Source organism: Micromonospora sp. NBC_01392 (genome assembly GCF_045040125.1).
In the GTDB taxonomy this organism is placed as follows: Bacteria; Actinomycetota; Actinomycetes; order Mycobacteriales; family Micromonosporaceae; genus Micromonospora.
This window is the reverse complement of the sequence record NZ_CP109549.1, coordinates 1,624,844-1,639,311: the sequence shown is the minus strand read 5'-3', so window position 1 is coordinate 1,639,311 and position 14,468 is coordinate 1,624,844. Positions and strand designations below refer to the sequence as shown.

Annotated in this window: 9 protein-coding genes; 4 read left to right on the top strand and 5 right to left on the bottom strand. The window is 71.5% G+C overall.

The features are described from left to right. Nucleotides 1-46 precede the first annotated feature (46 nt). Nucleotides 47-1,894: a dihydroxy-acid dehydratase gene (gene ilvD / locus OG767_RS07685; protein ID WP_405092790.1), complete on the top strand. Its 1,848-nt coding sequence runs from the start codon at nucleotides 47-49 to the stop codon at nucleotides 1,892-1,894. Nucleotides 1,895-1,976: 82 nt separating this feature from the next. Then, the gene (locus OG767_RS07680) at nucleotides 1,977-2,699 is read left to right on the top strand and encodes a hypothetical protein (protein ID WP_405092789.1); all 723 of its coding nucleotides are present in this window, start codon (nucleotides 1,977-1,979) and stop codon (nucleotides 2,697-2,699) included. Nucleotides 2,700-2,779: 80 nt separating this feature from the next. On the opposite strand, the gene OG767_RS07675 is transcribed toward OG767_RS07680, so the two are convergent. Beyond that, complete coding sequence (locus OG767_RS07675; protein WP_405092788.1) at nucleotides 2,780-5,539, bottom strand: matrixin family metalloprotease; 2,760 nt, start codon at nucleotides 5,537-5,539, stop codon at nucleotides 2,780-2,782. 360 nt (nucleotides 5,540-5,899) lie between these two features. Here OG767_RS07675 and OG767_RS07670 point away from each other — a divergent pair, with 360 nt between their 5' ends. Beyond that, a complete protein-coding gene (locus tag OG767_RS07670) occupies nucleotides 5,900-7,297 on the top strand; it encodes a stress response protein (protein WP_405092787.1) in 1,398 nt (465 codons plus the stop codon). A gap of 64 nt (nucleotides 7,298-7,361) precedes the next feature. Here the strand turns inward: OG767_RS07670 and OG767_RS07665 are convergent, their stop codons facing one another. From OG767_RS07665 to OG767_RS07650, 4 genes are all read right to left on the bottom strand, one after another. After that, a complete protein-coding gene (locus OG767_RS07665; protein WP_405092786.1) occupies nucleotides 7,362-9,803 on the bottom strand; it encodes a glycoside hydrolase family 2 protein in 2,442 nt (813 codons plus the stop codon). After that, nucleotides 9,800-10,642, bottom strand: coding sequence for a carbohydrate ABC transporter permease (locus tag OG767_RS07660; protein WP_405094154.1), 843 nt, complete (start codon nucleotides 10,640-10,642; stop codon nucleotides 9,800-9,802). The genes OG767_RS07665 and OG767_RS07660 overlap by 4 nt, the downstream gene beginning before the upstream one ends. A 41-nt stretch (nucleotides 10,643-10,683) precedes the next feature. Further along, complete coding sequence (locus OG767_RS07655; protein WP_405092785.1) at nucleotides 10,684-11,697, bottom strand: carbohydrate ABC transporter permease; 1,014 nt, start codon at nucleotides 11,695-11,697, stop codon at nucleotides 10,684-10,686. Nucleotides 11,698-11,778: 81 nt separating this feature from the next. Further along, nucleotides 11,779-13,062: an ABC transporter substrate-binding protein gene (locus OG767_RS07650; RefSeq protein WP_405092783.1), complete on the bottom strand. Its 1,284-nt coding sequence runs from the start codon at nucleotides 13,060-13,062 to the stop codon at nucleotides 11,779-11,781. A gap of 383 nt (nucleotides 13,063-13,445) precedes the next feature. On the opposite strand from OG767_RS07650, the gene OG767_RS07645 reads away from it, so the two are divergent. Then, nucleotides 13,446-14,465, top strand: a complete 1,020-nt coding sequence (locus OG767_RS07645) for a LacI family DNA-binding transcriptional regulator (protein ID WP_405092781.1) — start codon at nucleotides 13,446-13,448, stop codon at nucleotides 14,463-14,465. The last annotated feature ends 3 nt before the right edge of the window (nucleotides 14,466-14,468 follow it).

The following is a 14,468-nucleotide window of genomic DNA, read 5'->3' as shown; positions in this document are numbered from 1 at the left end:
GTGTACGCCCGGAAGTCGCCGGGCCGGCGGTGTCAGACTGGTGGACATGCCTGAGCTGCGGTCGAGGACATCCACCCACGGTCGGACGATGGCCGGCGCCCGGGCCCTCTGGCGGGCCACCGGGATGACCGACGACGACTTCGGCAAGCCGATCGTCGCCATCGCCAACAGTTTCACCCAGTTCGTACCCGGTCATGTCCATCTCAAGGACCTCGGCGGCCTGGTCGCGGACGCGGTGGCCGAGGCCGGCGGCGTGGGTCGGGAGTTCAACACCATCGCCGTCGACGACGGCATCGCCATGGGCCACGGCGGCATGCTCTACTCGCTGCCCAGCCGCGAGCTGATCGCCGACGCGGTGGAATACATGGTCAACGCGCACTGCGCGGACGCCCTCGTCTGCATCTCCAACTGCGACAAGATCACCCCCGGGATGCTGCTCGCCGCGCTGCGGCTGAACATCCCGACCGTGTTCGTCTCCGGCGGCCCGATGGAGGCCGGCAAGACGGTGGCGATCGAGGGCGTCGTCCACTCCAAGATCGACCTGATCGACGCCATGATCGCCTCCTCGAACGAGGCGGTCACCGACGACCAGCTCGGCGAGATCGAGCGCTCCGCGTGCCCGACCTGCGGCTCCTGCTCCGGCATGTTCACCGCCAACTCGATGAACTGCCTGACCGAGGCGATCGGCCTGGCGCTGCCCGGCAACGGCTCGACGCTGGCCACCCACGCCGCGCGCCGGTCGCTCTTCCTCGAGGCCGGCCGCACCGCCGTGGAGATCGCCAAGCGCTGGTACGACGAGGACGACGCCTCGGTGCTGCCGCGGGCGATCGCCGGCCGGGCCGCGTTCGAGAACGCGGTCGCGCTCGACGTGGCCATGGGCGGCTCCACCAACACGATCCTGCACCTGCTCGCCGCCGCCCGCGAAGCCGAGCTGGACTTCGACGTGGCCGACATCGACGCCGTCTCGCGGCGGGTGCCGTGCCTGGCCAAGGTCGCCCCGAACTCGCCGAACTACCACATGGAGGACGTGCACCGGGCCGGCGGCATCCCCGCCATCCTCGGCGAACTGGACCGCGCCGGCCTGCTCCACCGCGACGTGCGCGCGGTGCACTCCCCCAGCCTCGACCGGTGGCTGGCCGACTGGGACGTGCGCGGCGGCTCGGCCACGCCCGAGGCGGTCGAGCTGTTCCACGCCGCGCCCGGCGGGGTGCGCACCACCGAGCCGTTCTCCACCACCAACCGCTGGTCGTCGCTGGACACCGACGCGGCCGGCGGCTGCATCCGCGACCTCGCGCACGCCTACAGCGCCGACGGCGGGCTGGCCATCCTGCACGGCAACCTGGCGCCGGACGGCTGCGTGGTGAAGACCGCCGGGGTGCCCGAGGAGTGCCTGACGTTCCGCGGCCCGGCCAAGGTCTTCGAGTCGCAGGACGACGCGGTGACCGCCATCCTGGCCAAGCAGATCGTCGCCGGCGACGTGGTGGTGATCCGCTACGAGGGCCCGAAGGGCGGCCCCGGCATGCAGGAGATGCTCTACCCCACCTCGTTCCTGAAGGGCCGGGGGCTCGGGCGCGCCTGCGCGCTGCTCACCGACGGCCGGTTCTCCGGCGGCACCTCCGGGCTGTCCATCGGGCACGTCTCACCGGAGGCGGCCTCCGGCGGGCTGATCGCGCTGGTGCGCGACGGTGACGAGGTCGTCATCGACATCCCGGGCCGCTCCATCGAGCTGAACGTGCCCGCCGACGAGCTGACCGCGCGCCGGGTGGCCGAGGAGAAGCGCGACCGCCCGTACACGCCGACCGACCGGCAGCGCCCGGTCTCGGCGGCGCTGCGCGCGTACGCCTCGATGGCCACCTCGGCCAGCGACGGCGCGTACCGCCGAGTCCCCGAGTAGGTGCAAGGAGGGGCCCCCGCTTAACGCCTCGTGCATAGGCGGGGGCCCCGCTTGACACCTTTCACCGGTAACGTCCGGCGACGTGGAGACGACGGTGAGCTATGCGCGACTGATCCGACCGGCGATCGACCGGGTCTACATGGGCGCCCGCCTGAAGGCGCGCCCCCGAATGGCGGCGTTCTACGCCGAACGCGGCCACGAACTCGGCATGGAGAACACGCTCTTCTCCGGCGTGCTGGCCCGGCCGCTGCCGGCCGAGGCGCTCGCCGACGGCCTCATCTACACCGGCGTCGACCTGAGCCGGGAGCTGGCGCAGGGCGTCTTCGTCCAAGACGACGAGGGCGCCTGGCACCTCACCGAGCGCGGCCGGGAGTTGGCGTCGTTCGGTCAGCGCGCCACCGGCGAGGCCGCCGAGGAGCTGTGGGGGACGCGGCCCGAGGTGCTGCCCGGCCTGAGCATCGTGCCCCGGCTCGCGGACCTGGTCGGCCGGGTGCTGGCACACGCGCAGGCCACCGGCGGGCCGGCGTTCCGGGCCATGTCCCCGCCGTACGAGCCGGCGGGCGCATCCCCGGCGCTGCTGCTCGTCACCCGGCTGGGCTCGCTGCGGCACCACCGGGCGGACGCGCACCGGGCCGCGTGGCGGGCCGCCGGGCTGACGGCCGAGGAGATCCGCGCGCTGCCGGACGGGCCGGACCGCGCGCCGATCGAGGCCGACACCGACCGCCGCGACGAGCCGGCGTACGCGGTGCTCACCGACGCCGAGCGGTGGGAGTTGCTGGCCGGCCTCGCCGCCCTGCCGAACTGAGTGCCGCCCTGCCGACCTGAGTTAAGCGGGGCCCCCTCCTATACCGAATGCGTTAACAGGGGGCCCCTCCTTACCGGGGGTCAGATGATGCCGGATTCGCGGGTGAGGTTGTGGGCCTGCCACTCGCCGGCGACCACGTCGCTGCTGGGGCGGGACAGCAGCGCCGTGTTGCCGTTGACGGCGGTGTACGTGAGGTAACGGCGGGTGTCGCCCACCCAGGCCGAGATGCCGGTCCGGCCGGGCGGGAGGTCACCGGTCGGGATGTCCCGCACCTGCCAGGCGTCGCCGTCGGAGACGATCTCCCGCAGGCCGCCCTGGTGGTCGGAGCAGACGATCACCCAGGTGAGGTCGACCTCGTCGACGCTGAACAGCCGTTGCACGGTCATCGCGCGGGTGGGCGGCAGCCCCAGCTCGGCGGTGAGCGACCGGGTGTGCCACACCCCGTCGCCGCCCGGCTCCCACATCCGGATGTCCAGGCGGTAGTCCACGGCGAACAGACGGTGCGCCTCACCGGCGCGGGCCGACCCGAAGATCGGCATGGCCTCCAACGGGGTCGGGTTCTCGGCCTGCGTCGCCCAGGTCAGCGAGATGTGGCTCCAGCCGTCGGCGTGCTCCTGGAGCAGACGCAGCCCGTCCTCGTTGTCCCGGTACGCCACCGCGTCGAGGCCGGTCGCCTGGTCGACGTACCCGATGATGCTGCCGTTGTGGGTGCCCGCGCCCGACTGTGAGATGTCCTGCCAGGTCCAGCCCGCACCGGGCGTCTCGGAGAGGCGGATGATCCGGCCGTCGGGGTCGCCGTAGACGATCCGCTGGGTGTCGCCGTTGCGGTAGGCGTACGGCGAGCCGGCGATCGGGGGCGCGCCGCCGGTCTCCACGTTCAGGTCGTTCCACCACCACTCGCCGCCGTCGTACCAGAGCTGGTGCAGGTGGTCACCGGCGCCCCGGTAGACGTACGACGGCACGCCGTCGTGGGCGAAGAAGAGGCTGGGGGCGTGGCCGCGGGCCATCAGCGGCGCGCCGAGGTCGGCGGTGAGCCGGGTGTACGTCCAGGTGTCCGCGTCGGCCGGGTAGTGCACCAGGAGATGCTGCTCGCAGTCCTGGAGGGCGATGTGGTCGACGCCAGGCAGCACCTGCATGCCGGTGCCGGAGAGGAACGGCAGCCGGCCGTACGCGTGGTGGATGCCGGCCCGGTCGTCGGACTTCGGGACGCGGTACCAGGTGGCGTTGCGGTACATGACGTTCTTGCTCTTGCCGTGGTGCAGGCCGAGCGCGTGGCCCAGCTCGTGCGTGACGACGTGCCGGAAGTCGGGGTTGTACCAGGTGATCTCGAAGTAGCCGGGGGCATCCCAGTTGATCTCCCGATTGAAGATCATCGGTAGCTGGGCCCGTTCCGCCGGCCAGTTCTGCCCGGCGTACCACTTGGTGACCGCGTACACCGACCTGAACCAGTTCGACTCGTGGAAGACCGGGTCGTCGCCGACGGAGATGAGGATGTCCGCCTGGGCCGGGTCGTCGACCCGCTCGAAGTCGAACGGGCCGTACCAGTCGGCGCCGAGCACCTTGTTCCACTCGGCGAACGCGACCCGGACGAGTTCCTCCTTCAGCTCGTCGGTGAAGCCGGGCCGGGCGTTCGGCATGTGCATGTCGCCCAGGTGGTAGGTCAGGTTGGTGTGCCGGTAGTGGTTGAGCACGTGGAAGCTCGGCACCGCCGCCACCGGGTCCGGGGTGCCGCAGCCGGGAGCGGTCAGGTGCGCGACGGTGGTGGCGTCCGGACGCCCGGTCACCGGCAGCTCGTGGAACTCCTGGTACGCCCGCAGCGCCCCGCCCAGCCCGCCCGCGACCGGGTAGCCGGCGTCGGTGAGCAGTGTGGACACCGCCGCCAGCGGCAGCTCGGTGAGGTCCGGCCGGATCAGTGAGACCGTGCCCTCGACGTTGTCGCCCACGTAGACGCCGCCGTCCGCGCCCACCGCGACGCCGTACGGGCTGGGGCCGGTGACCACCGGTTCGAGCGTGTGCGGCTGGTACGGGCCGGTGGCGTCGATGAACTGGGCGCCCCGATCGGTGGCGGCCCAGGCCTGCGACAGGTGCGGGTGCGCGGCGAGGTCCCGCGACCCGGCCGCCGTGCCCACCGCCCCCAGCCGCTCCCCCGTGTCGGGGGCGTGCACGCCGGCCAGCGGGTGCACCGAGCCGCCGCCGAGGGAGGCCAGGTAGATCAGGCCGTCCTGGCCGACCGCCACCGGCCCCGGCTGGAGGCGCGACGGCGTGACCGGCGCGGCCCGCACCGTACCGTCCGATTCGACCACGGCGAGCGCGTCCACCGGCGGGGTGGCCGCCTGGTCGGAGAGGGAGACGTGGACGCGGCCGTCCGGGGCGACGGCGAGCCGCACCGGCCGCGACGGCAGGGCGATGATCCGGCGCCGGGCCGGGTCCCCCGCCTCGATGGCGAAGAGTCGCCGATGCGCCCAGTCGGCGGTGTAGAGCACGTCGGCGGCCGGGTCGACGGCCACCGCGATCAGCCCGAACCCGATCGGGATCTCCTCGACCCGGCCGGTGTCCAGCGCGCAGGCCGAGACGCTGTAGCTCTCCTTGCCCCAGTTCATCACGTACGCGGTCCGCCGGCCGGGGTGCCAGGCGACCGCCCGCGGGTAGTGGCCGACCGGCATCGGATCCGCGACCGGGGCGAGCGTGCGCGGGTCGAGCACGTGCAGCTTCCCCCGACCGGACGCGCCGTAGTGGGTGGCGAGCAGCACCGTCCCGGCCAGGACGAGGCCGTGGACCGACCCGGGGTCCTCCGGCGTGCCGAGGCGGACGTGGAACGGCGGCGGGATGGGAGTGGCCATGGTGACCTCGGCTGACGACAGGGTCCGGGCGGACCGTTTCGACGGACCGCTTCGGTCCACCACCAGTGGAGGTCGCCACCGTGGTCGCTGTCAGTCGTTTCCTCGGCCCGGTGCGGTCAGATCTCGGATCCACGCCGTGGTGGCGGCCGGGAATCGCAGTCAGCTAACGGACGGAAGAGCCGGTAAGGGCCGAACCGTTGACACGGACGCCTCCGTCCGGCAGCCCGATCCGGGCCGGGCGGATCGTCCGGCACCCGACCCGGACAGCTCTTTCCATGCGTACGCGCCCACGATCACGCCGCTTTCCGGCCCGGCCCGCAGGTAACTTCTCGTACCACCGCCTTCACGAGGAGTGTCCGCATGTCCGAGGAGACCTGGCTCGCGGCCCGCCTGATCCCCACGTCCGGCATCAACGGCGCGGAGGAGCAGGAACGCCGGGCCACATCCGCGCTGCTGGCGGTGATGAGCGCGGTACGGGAGTTCGGGCGGGTGCTCACCCAGTCCCTCGGCGCACCGGCCGGCACGGTGCAGACCTTCATCGAGGTGCCGTTCAAGCTCGGCAACCAGCAGCTCTTTCCGGACGGCCTCATCCGCGTCACGCGGGGGCAGCGACAGTGGACCGCGCTGGTGGAGGTGAAGACCGGCAGCAACACGTTGCGGACCGAGCAGGTGGAGGCGTACCTGGACATCGCCCGCGAGCAGGGCTTCGACGCTCTCATCACGATCTCCAACGAGATCGCCCCGGTGCCGGGCCAGCATCCGACCACGATCGATCGCCGGAAGCTGCGCAAGGTCGCGCTCTACCACCTGCCCTGGACGGAGATCCTGACCCAGGCGGTGATCCAGAAGGAGTACCGCGGCATCGCCGACCCGGACCAGGCGTGGATTCTGGGCGAGCTGATCAGGTACCTCGAACACCCACGTTCGGGCGCACTGGAGTTCAGCGACATGGGACCGGCCTGGGTCCCCGTACGCGATGGGGTGTCGGCCGGGACGCTGCGGGCCGGCGACGGCGGCGCGGCGGAGGTGGCCGGCCGTTTCGACGCCCTGATCCGCTACGCCTGCCTGCGCCTCGGCCGGCAGTTGGGCACCGACGTCACGCCCGCGCTGAGCCGCCGTGACCTCGCCGACCCGGCCGCACGCACCCAGTCGCTCGTCAACCAGCTCGTCACCACCGGAAGCCTGACCGGAAGCATCCGGATTCCGGGCGCGGTCGGCCACCTCCACGTCACCGCCGACCTGCGGGCCGGGCAGATCGTCTGCCACGTCGACGTGGACGCTCCGCGTACCGGCAGGCCGACCACCAGGGTGAACTGGCTGGTCCGCCAACTCAAGGACGCGCCGGAGACGGTACGGATCGAGGCGTTCGTCCTGCACGCCCGCGGGGGTGGCGCGACGGACCTGCTGCGTCAGGTCCGCGCCGAGCCCGGCATGCTGATCACCGACCCGGCCCGTGAGCTGCGGGCGTTCCGGGTCGCGCAGAGCACGGCGGCGGGCACCAAGCGGGGCAGCGGGCGGGGCGCCTTCATCGACTCCGTGCTGCGCGCGATCGACGACTTCTACGAACAGATCATCCAGAACCTGAAGCCGTGGATGCCCGCCCCGCCGCGCCTGCGTACGCCGGACGACGTCACGCCGGTGCAGCCGGTCGCCGCGAGTCTCGTCTCGACCGCCATCTCCTCCCAGGACAGCCCGGAGTTCGACCCGCCGTCGGGGACGTCCGCCGGTCACGGGGCCGATGCTCCCTCGGCGGAGTGACCACCGCCGTCTGGTTAAGCGGGGCCCCCTGCTATGCGGAATGCGTTAACAGGGGGCCCCTCCTTCAGCCGTTGACGCAGCGCAGCACCGGGCGGCGCGTCAGCGCCGCCCGGTCGAGCGGGCGCGGCGCGCGCACCGTGAACACGGTGCTCTCCCCCGGCAGCAGCGTGACCAGCGCGGTGTCGACCTGCGCGGACGGGTCCAGCCGGTCGGGAAAGAGCGTCAGGTCGCGCAACACGGTCCGGGCGGTCACCCGGACCCGCTGGCCGCCGTCCACCGGCTCGACGGTGGCGTCCCACTCCGCCGCCGGCCACGTGATGTCGCGGTCCTCGGCGAAGAACCACAGCGCCCGCTCCGCGGTGTCGCCGGCGTCCGCGACGAGCAGCTCACGGCGGGCCTCGTCCGGCCGCGCCAGCTCCGCCGGCAGCGCCAGCACCACCGAGGAGTACGCCGGGACGTCGAGGTCGACCGAGGTCTTCGCCCTCGGCTCCCCGGTGACGGTGAGCCGGGTGACCGTGGCCGGCCCGGTCCACGCCTGCCCGGTCTCGTTGACCGCGACCAGCGCCAGCCCGCCGTCGCGCGGTTGCACGGTGAGCAGCCGGTCGGCGTAGGCGCGGCGCAGCGCGTACCACAGGGGTTTGCGTCGGCCGTCGCCGTCGACGGCGGCCCAGGAGGTGACCGGCCAGCAGTCGTTGAGCTGCCAGACGATGGTGCCGGTGCAGACCGGCCGGTGGGACCGGAAGTGCTCGACGCCGAGCTGGATGGCGCGCGCCTGGTTGAGCTGGGTGTAGTAGTGCCAGTCGTCGAAGTCGGTGGGGGGCGGCAGGTGGGCGTCCAGTCCGCGCTGGAGTTTCCGGTCCCCGTCGATCGCCTTCTGGTGGTGGCTCATGCCCGGCGAGTCGTGCGCGAGCGGCTCGTCGGAGATGGACCGGCGCAGCGTCGCGTACGCGGGCGGGGCCTGGTAGCCGAACTCGGCGACGAAGCGGGGCACGTACTCGCGGTACTTGGTGTAGTCGTCGTCGTTCCAGACGTCCCAGATGTGCATGGTGCCGTGCGCCGGGTCGTTGGGGTGCCGGTCCTCGGTGCCGGACCAGGGGCTGCCCGGCCAGTACGGGACGGTCGGGTCCAGCTCGCCGACGATCGCGGGCAGCAGCTCCAGGTAGTAGCCGCGCCCCCAGGTGCGGCCGGCGAGCGGCTCCTGCCAGTCCCAGTCGTGCCAGCCCCAGATGTTCTCGTTGTTGCCGGTCCAGAGCACCAGCGAGGGGTGGCCGGCGAGGCGGGCCACCTGTTCCCGCGCCTCAGCCTCGACCTCGGTGCGGAACGGCTCCTCCTCCGGGTACGCCGCGCAGGCGAACAGGAAGTCCTGCTGCACCAGCAGCCCCCGCTCGTCGGCCAGCTCGTAGAAGTCGTCCGACTCGTACCGGCCGCCGCCCCAGATGCGCAGCAGGTTGACGTTCGCCCCGACCGCCTGGTCGAACCGCTGCGCCAGCCGCTCGCGGGTGACCCGGTTGGGGAACGCGTCGTCGGGAATCCAGTTGACCCCCTTGACGAAGATCGGCAGGTCGTTGACGTGCAGCGTGAACGGGGTGCCGTGGGCGTCGGGCGTGGTGTCGAGGCGGACCGAGCGGAAGCCGATCCGGCGGGACGCGGCGTCGAGGTCCTGCCCGTCGGCGGCGTGCAGCGTGACGTGGAGGTCGTGCAGCGGCTGGTCGCCGTAGCCGACCGGCCACCACAGCGCCGGGTTCGGCACGGTGAGCGCCAGCGCGGCGGTGCGTTCCCCGGCCGGCACGGTGACCTCGGCGGTGACGCCGGCGACGTCGGCGCGTACGGTCAGCGGCTCGTCGCCGGCCCGCTCCACGTCGACGTGCAGCTCCACCCGGCCGACGCCGTCGGAGACGGTGACCAGCGGCCGGACCGCCGCGAGCCGGGCGGTGGACCAGGCGTGCAGGCCGATCTCCTGCCAGATGCCGGCGGTGACCACCGTCGGTCCCCAGTCCCAGCCGAAGTTGCAGGCGGTCTTGCGGATGAACTGGAACGGCTCCGGGTACGCGTTGGGCCGGTCGCCGAGCCGGTCCCGGTGCGCCTGGGCGTAGCGGTACGGCGAGTCGAAGCGTACGGCCAGGGTGTTGTCGCCCGGGCGCAGCAGCGCGCGGACGTCGAACCGGTAGGACCGGTGCTGGTTCTCGGTGCGCCCGACCTCGACGCCGTTGAGCGTCACGGTGGCCACCGTGTCCAGGCCGCCGCAGACCAGGTCGACCCGGTCGTCCTCGCCCGGCTGCCAGGCGAACGTGGTCCGGTAGACCCAGTCGGTGCGCCCGATCCAGAGCAGCCGGTTCTCGTTGTCGTCGAGGTACGGGTCGGGGATGAGACCGGCGGCGAGCAGGTCGGTGTGCACGCATCCGGGCACCGTGGCCGGCACCTCGGCCCCGGCGATCTGCGGCGGCACCTGCGCGCCGGGCTCGGCCCGCAGCGTCCAACCCTCGTGCAGCAGCGTGGAACGGCTCACGACTTCACCGCGCCTTCCATGATTCCGCGGACGATCTGGCGTCCACCGATGAACAGCATCAGCAGCAGGGGGACGGTGGCGATGAACGCGCCGGCCAGCACCCGCCGGTAGATCACGTAGTTGCCGCTGGCCAGGTCGGAGATCGCCACCATCGAGGTCGGGTAGTCGGTGCCGCTCAACGTGATCAGCGGCCACTGGAAGTCGTTCCAGGTGGCCACGAACGTGAGCAGGCCGAGCACCGCGAGGGCCGGGCGGATCGCGGGGAGCACGATCGTCGCGTACACCCGCATGGTCGTGGCGCCGTCGACCCGGGCCGACTCGATCAGCTCGTCCGGGACGGTGTTCACGATGAACTGCCGCATGTAGAACACGCCGAACGCGGTGACCAGGCCGGGAGCGATGACCGCGAGCAGCGTGCCGTTCCAGCCGAGCTTGCCCATCACGATGTAGAGCGCGACGATGCCGAGCTGGTTCGGCACGGTCAGGGTGAGCACCACGAAGAGCATCAGCGCGCCGCTGCCCTTGAACCGCAGCTTGGCGAACGCGAACCCGGCCAGCGAGCAGAAGAACAGCACCGAGGCGGTGACCACCGTCGAGACGATGACGCTGTTGACGAGCGAGGCGGCGAAGTAGACGTCCTGGAGGGAGAAGACCTCGTCGACGTTGGTCAGGAACCGGTCGCTCGGCACGATCGCCGGTGGCAGCTTCGCCAGCGCCTCGTCGTTGCTGGTGGCGATGACGAACATCCAGTAGAGCGGGAACGCGGCGAACAGCATGCTGACCGCGAGCAGCAGGTAGGTCCAGAACCCGGCCGGCGTCTCCTGCGGCGCCCGGCCCATCGGGCGCCGCTTGCGCGCGGCCGGCGGGGAGGCGACGGCACTCATTTACGCCCTCCGGAGAGTCGGTTCGTCAGCAGGTAGTTCAGGCCGGCGATGACCAGGATGATCAGGAACAGTGCCCAGGACATCGCCGCGGCGTAGCCGAGGTTGAGATCCTTCCAGCCGACCTTGTAGATGAGCTGGGCGATGGTCTGCCACTCGCCGTTCGGCCCGCCGGTGGCGGCCTGGGCGTTCGGGTCGAACAGCATCGGCTCGGTGAAGAGCTGGAGCCCGCCGATGGTGGAGAGGATCACGGTGAACACGACCACCGGCTGGATCATCGGCACGGTGATGCGCCAGAGCTGTTTCCACTGGCCGGCGCCGTCGATCGCGGCGGCCTCGTAGACGTCACGCGGGATGGACTGCATGGCGGCCAGGTAGAGCAGCGCGTTGTAGCCGATCCACTTCCAGTTGACCATGGTGGCGATGGCGATCCAGGCGTGCAGCTTGTCGGCCCGCCAGTCGATCGGGTCGTCGGCGCCGCCGATGCCGAGCAGGCCGAGCGCCCAGTTGGCCATGCCGAAGTCGCGGGAGAAGAAGACGCTGAACACCATGGTCGAGGCCACGATCGGCGTCACGTACGGCAGCAGCACGCCGACCCGCCACCAGGTCTGCGCCCGCAGTTGCCGGTTGAGCAGCGAGGCGACCAGCAGCGCGAGCAGCAGCTGCGGGACGGTGGAGAGCAGGAAGATGCCGAAGGTGTTGTAGAGCGCGTTCCAGAAGTCCTCGTCGGCGAGGAGCCGGCTGAAGTTCTCGACGCCGGCCCAGTAGGGCAGCGTCGGGTCGTCCAGGCGGTAGTTGCGCAGCGAGACCACCGCGTTGAACAGCAGCGGGAACAGCCCGAACACGATGAAGAGCAGGAAGAACGGCGCGATCATCAGGTACGGCATGTAGCGCATGTCGAAGCGGTACAGCCGGTTGCGCCAGGTCAACCGCCGGTCGTCGGCCCCGCGACGGCCGCGCTCCGGCGCGGGTCGGCGGCGCGGCGGCGCGGGCGCGGCACGGGTGCTGGACATCGGATCACTCCAGAGCCGAGGAGGGGTGGACGGGTACGGCGGTGCCGGAGCGGGTCGGTCCGCTCCGGCACCGGTGGTGCGTCAGGACTTGGCGGCCTTGTCGGCCTCCTTGACCGCCTCGGTCCAGGCGGCGTCGGGCTTCAGCGACTTGTTCTCCACCCGGCGGATGACGTTCTCCACCGCGACCCGGGTCGGGCCGTTCTTCTTGCCCAGGTACTGCGGGGTGAGGCCCTGCGCCATCTTCGGGAAGATCTGGCCGACCGGGGCGTCGTTGAAGAACGGGTTCTTGAAGTCGGCGATGGCCGGGTCGGCGTAGAGCGCCGGCTGCGACGGCAGGTTGCCGACCTTCTTGAAGATCTCGATCTGCTGCTCCGGCGCGACCAGCCACTCCAGCAGCTTGTACGCCTCGTCGACATTCTTGCCCTGCTTGGGGATGGTCAGGAACGAGCCGCCCCAGTTGCCACCGCCGCCGGGCACCGCGGCGATGTCCCACTTGCCCTGGGTGCCGGGCGCGGTGTCCTTGATGTGGCCGAGCATCCACGCCGGGCAGGCGAGCACCGCGAACGCGCCGCTGGTGAAGCCCTTGTCCCAGTCGGCCTGGAAGCTGACCAGGTTGGCGGAGAGCCCCTTGTCGACGGCCTTGACCGTGTAGTCGAACGCGACCTTCGGGCCCTGCTCCATCTGGAGCTGCTCCTGGTCGTTGTAGAAGCCGACCTGCTGCTGCCCGAGGATCGGGTTGAACAGGTTCGTGCCGGCGTCGATGAACTTCTTCTTGGTCTTGCCGGTGTACTGCTGGCCGACCTCGAGGAACTTGTCCCAGGTGGGCCACAGCGCGGAGACCTGGTCGCGGTCGGTGGGCAGGCCGGCGGCCTTGAACAGGTCGGTGCGGTAGCACATGGCCAGGCCGCCCACGTCGGTGCCGAGACCGATCTGCGTCTTGCCGTCGGCGGACAGCGACTGCTTCCACTTCCAGGGCAGGTACTTGCTCTCGTACGAGCCGGCGCCCTTGTCCAGCAGGTTGACGAACTTGTCGGACTGGCTGCGGAACTGGACCATGAAGCCCTCGTCGATCGCCGCGATGTCCGGCGCGCCGTTGCCGGCGACGAGCTTCTTCTGCAGGTCCTCGTGCTGGGCGTTGTACTCGCCCGAGTTGAGCTGGATCTTGACGTTCGGGTGGTCGGCCTCGTACTTCGTCTTGAGGTCCTGGAGGCCGAAGTCACCCCAGAAATTGATCTTCAACGTGACCTGACCGTCGGCAGCGTCCGCGCCGCCGGTGGTGCTCTTGCCGCTACAGGCGGCGACCATGACCAGGCTGACGGCACCGACGGCGGCCGTGCGCGCCCAGTGCGTCCAGGACCGTTTCATGTCATCCTCCGCGCCAAATGGGAACGCTCCCGAGATCGAGAGACGTTGACTGAACCGGATAAGTGAGGCCACCGTACGGTTCGCTCTTTGCACTGTCAACGGCCGGTTAACAGCGAGGCCGTCCCGTAACCTTCCGGACCGGATGGGAGCGCGACCATGCGTGGTGGAGCGCTTTCCGGAGCAGTTTCGGGAGCGCCGGGATGATGGACACCGGGCCGGATGCCCGTACGCTGAACCGCACAAGTGACCAACTGTGCGGTTCAGTCGCCGGCGGGCCGCCGCGCCGACCGGCCGACGGGCCCGGTGCAGTAGCGTCACTCCCCGCCGCCACCCGGCGGTCGGAAGGCGCCCGCGAGGGCTGGACACAGTGGAGGAACGCTGCGGTGAAGCGGCCGACCATCGCCGACGTCGCCCGGCGCGCCGGGGTCTCCAAGGGCGCGGTCTCGTACGCGCTGAACGGGCAGCCCGGCGTCTCCGAGGCGACCCGCCAGCGCATCCTGGCCATCGCCGCCGAGATCGGCTTCAGCCCGAGCAGCGCCGCGCGGGCGCTCTCCGGCGCCACCGCCAAGGCGGTCGGGCTGGCGCTGTGCCGGCCCGCCCGGATACTGGGCATCGAGCCGTTCTTCATGGAGCTGATCAGCGGCGTCGAGGCGGAACTCTCCGCCCGCTCGTACGCGCTCACACTCCAGGTGGTCACCGACCAGGAGGCGGAGATCGCGGTCTACCGCCGGTGGTGGGCCGAGCGCCGCGTCGACGGCGTCTTCGTCTGCGACCTGCGCACCGACGACCGGCGGGTGCCCGCGCTGGAGGAGCTGCAACTGCCCGCCGTGGTCATCGGCGGCCCCGGGCACACCGGCACCCTGGCCAACGTCTGGTCCGACGACGCGGCGGCCCTGGTGGAGACCGTCGAGTACCTGGTCGCGCTCGGGCACCGGCGGATCGCCCGGGTCGGCGGGCTCCCCTCGCTGCTGCACACCGAGATCCGCACCGACGCGTTCACCGACGTGTGCCGGCGGCTCGGCCTGGACGAGGCGAGCACGGTCTGGTCCGACTACACCGGCGAGGAGGGCGCGCGGGCCACCCGCCGGCTGCTCAGCTCCGCCAACCGCCCGACCGCGGTGATCTACGACAACGACGTGATGGCCATCGCCGGGCTGTCCGTGGCGCAGGAGATGGGGCTGGCCGTCCCCGGCGACCTCTCCATCGTCGCCTGGGACGACTCACCGCTCTGCCAACTCGTGCACCCGCCGCTGACCGCGCTGGGCCGGGACATCCCGGCGTACGGGTCGCACGCCGCCCGACAGCTTCTCGCCGTGATCGCCGGGGAGCCGGTGACCGAGTTGCAGGACGAGACCGCCCACCTGACGCCGCGCGGCAGCACCGCCCCGCCGCGTCAGCGCTGAACC

Bases quoted from the DNA above. Each gene is read 5' to 3' on its own strand.
- OG767_RS07675 (WP_405092788.1), bottom strand. From the start codon at position 5,539: ATGGCCACTCCCATCCCGCCGCCGTTCCACGTCCGCCTCGGCACGCCG.
- OG767_RS07650 (WP_405092783.1), bottom strand. From the start codon at position 13,062: ATGAAACGGTCCTGGACGCACTGGGCGCGCACGGCCGCCGTCGGTGCC.
- OG767_RS07660 (WP_405094154.1), bottom strand. From the start codon at position 10,642: ATGGGCCGGGCGCCGCAGGAGACGCCGGCCGGGTTCTGGACCTACCTG.
- OG767_RS07670 (WP_405092787.1), top strand. From the start codon at position 5,900: ATGTCCGAGGAGACCTGGCTCGCGGCCCGCCTGATCCCCACGTCCGGC.
- ilvD (WP_405092790.1), top strand. From the start codon at position 47: ATGCCTGAGCTGCGGTCGAGGACATCCACCCACGGTCGGACGATGGCC.
- OG767_RS07655 (WP_405092785.1), bottom strand. From the start codon at position 11,697: ATGTCCAGCACCCGTGCCGCGCCCGCGCCGCCGCGCCGCCGACCCGCG.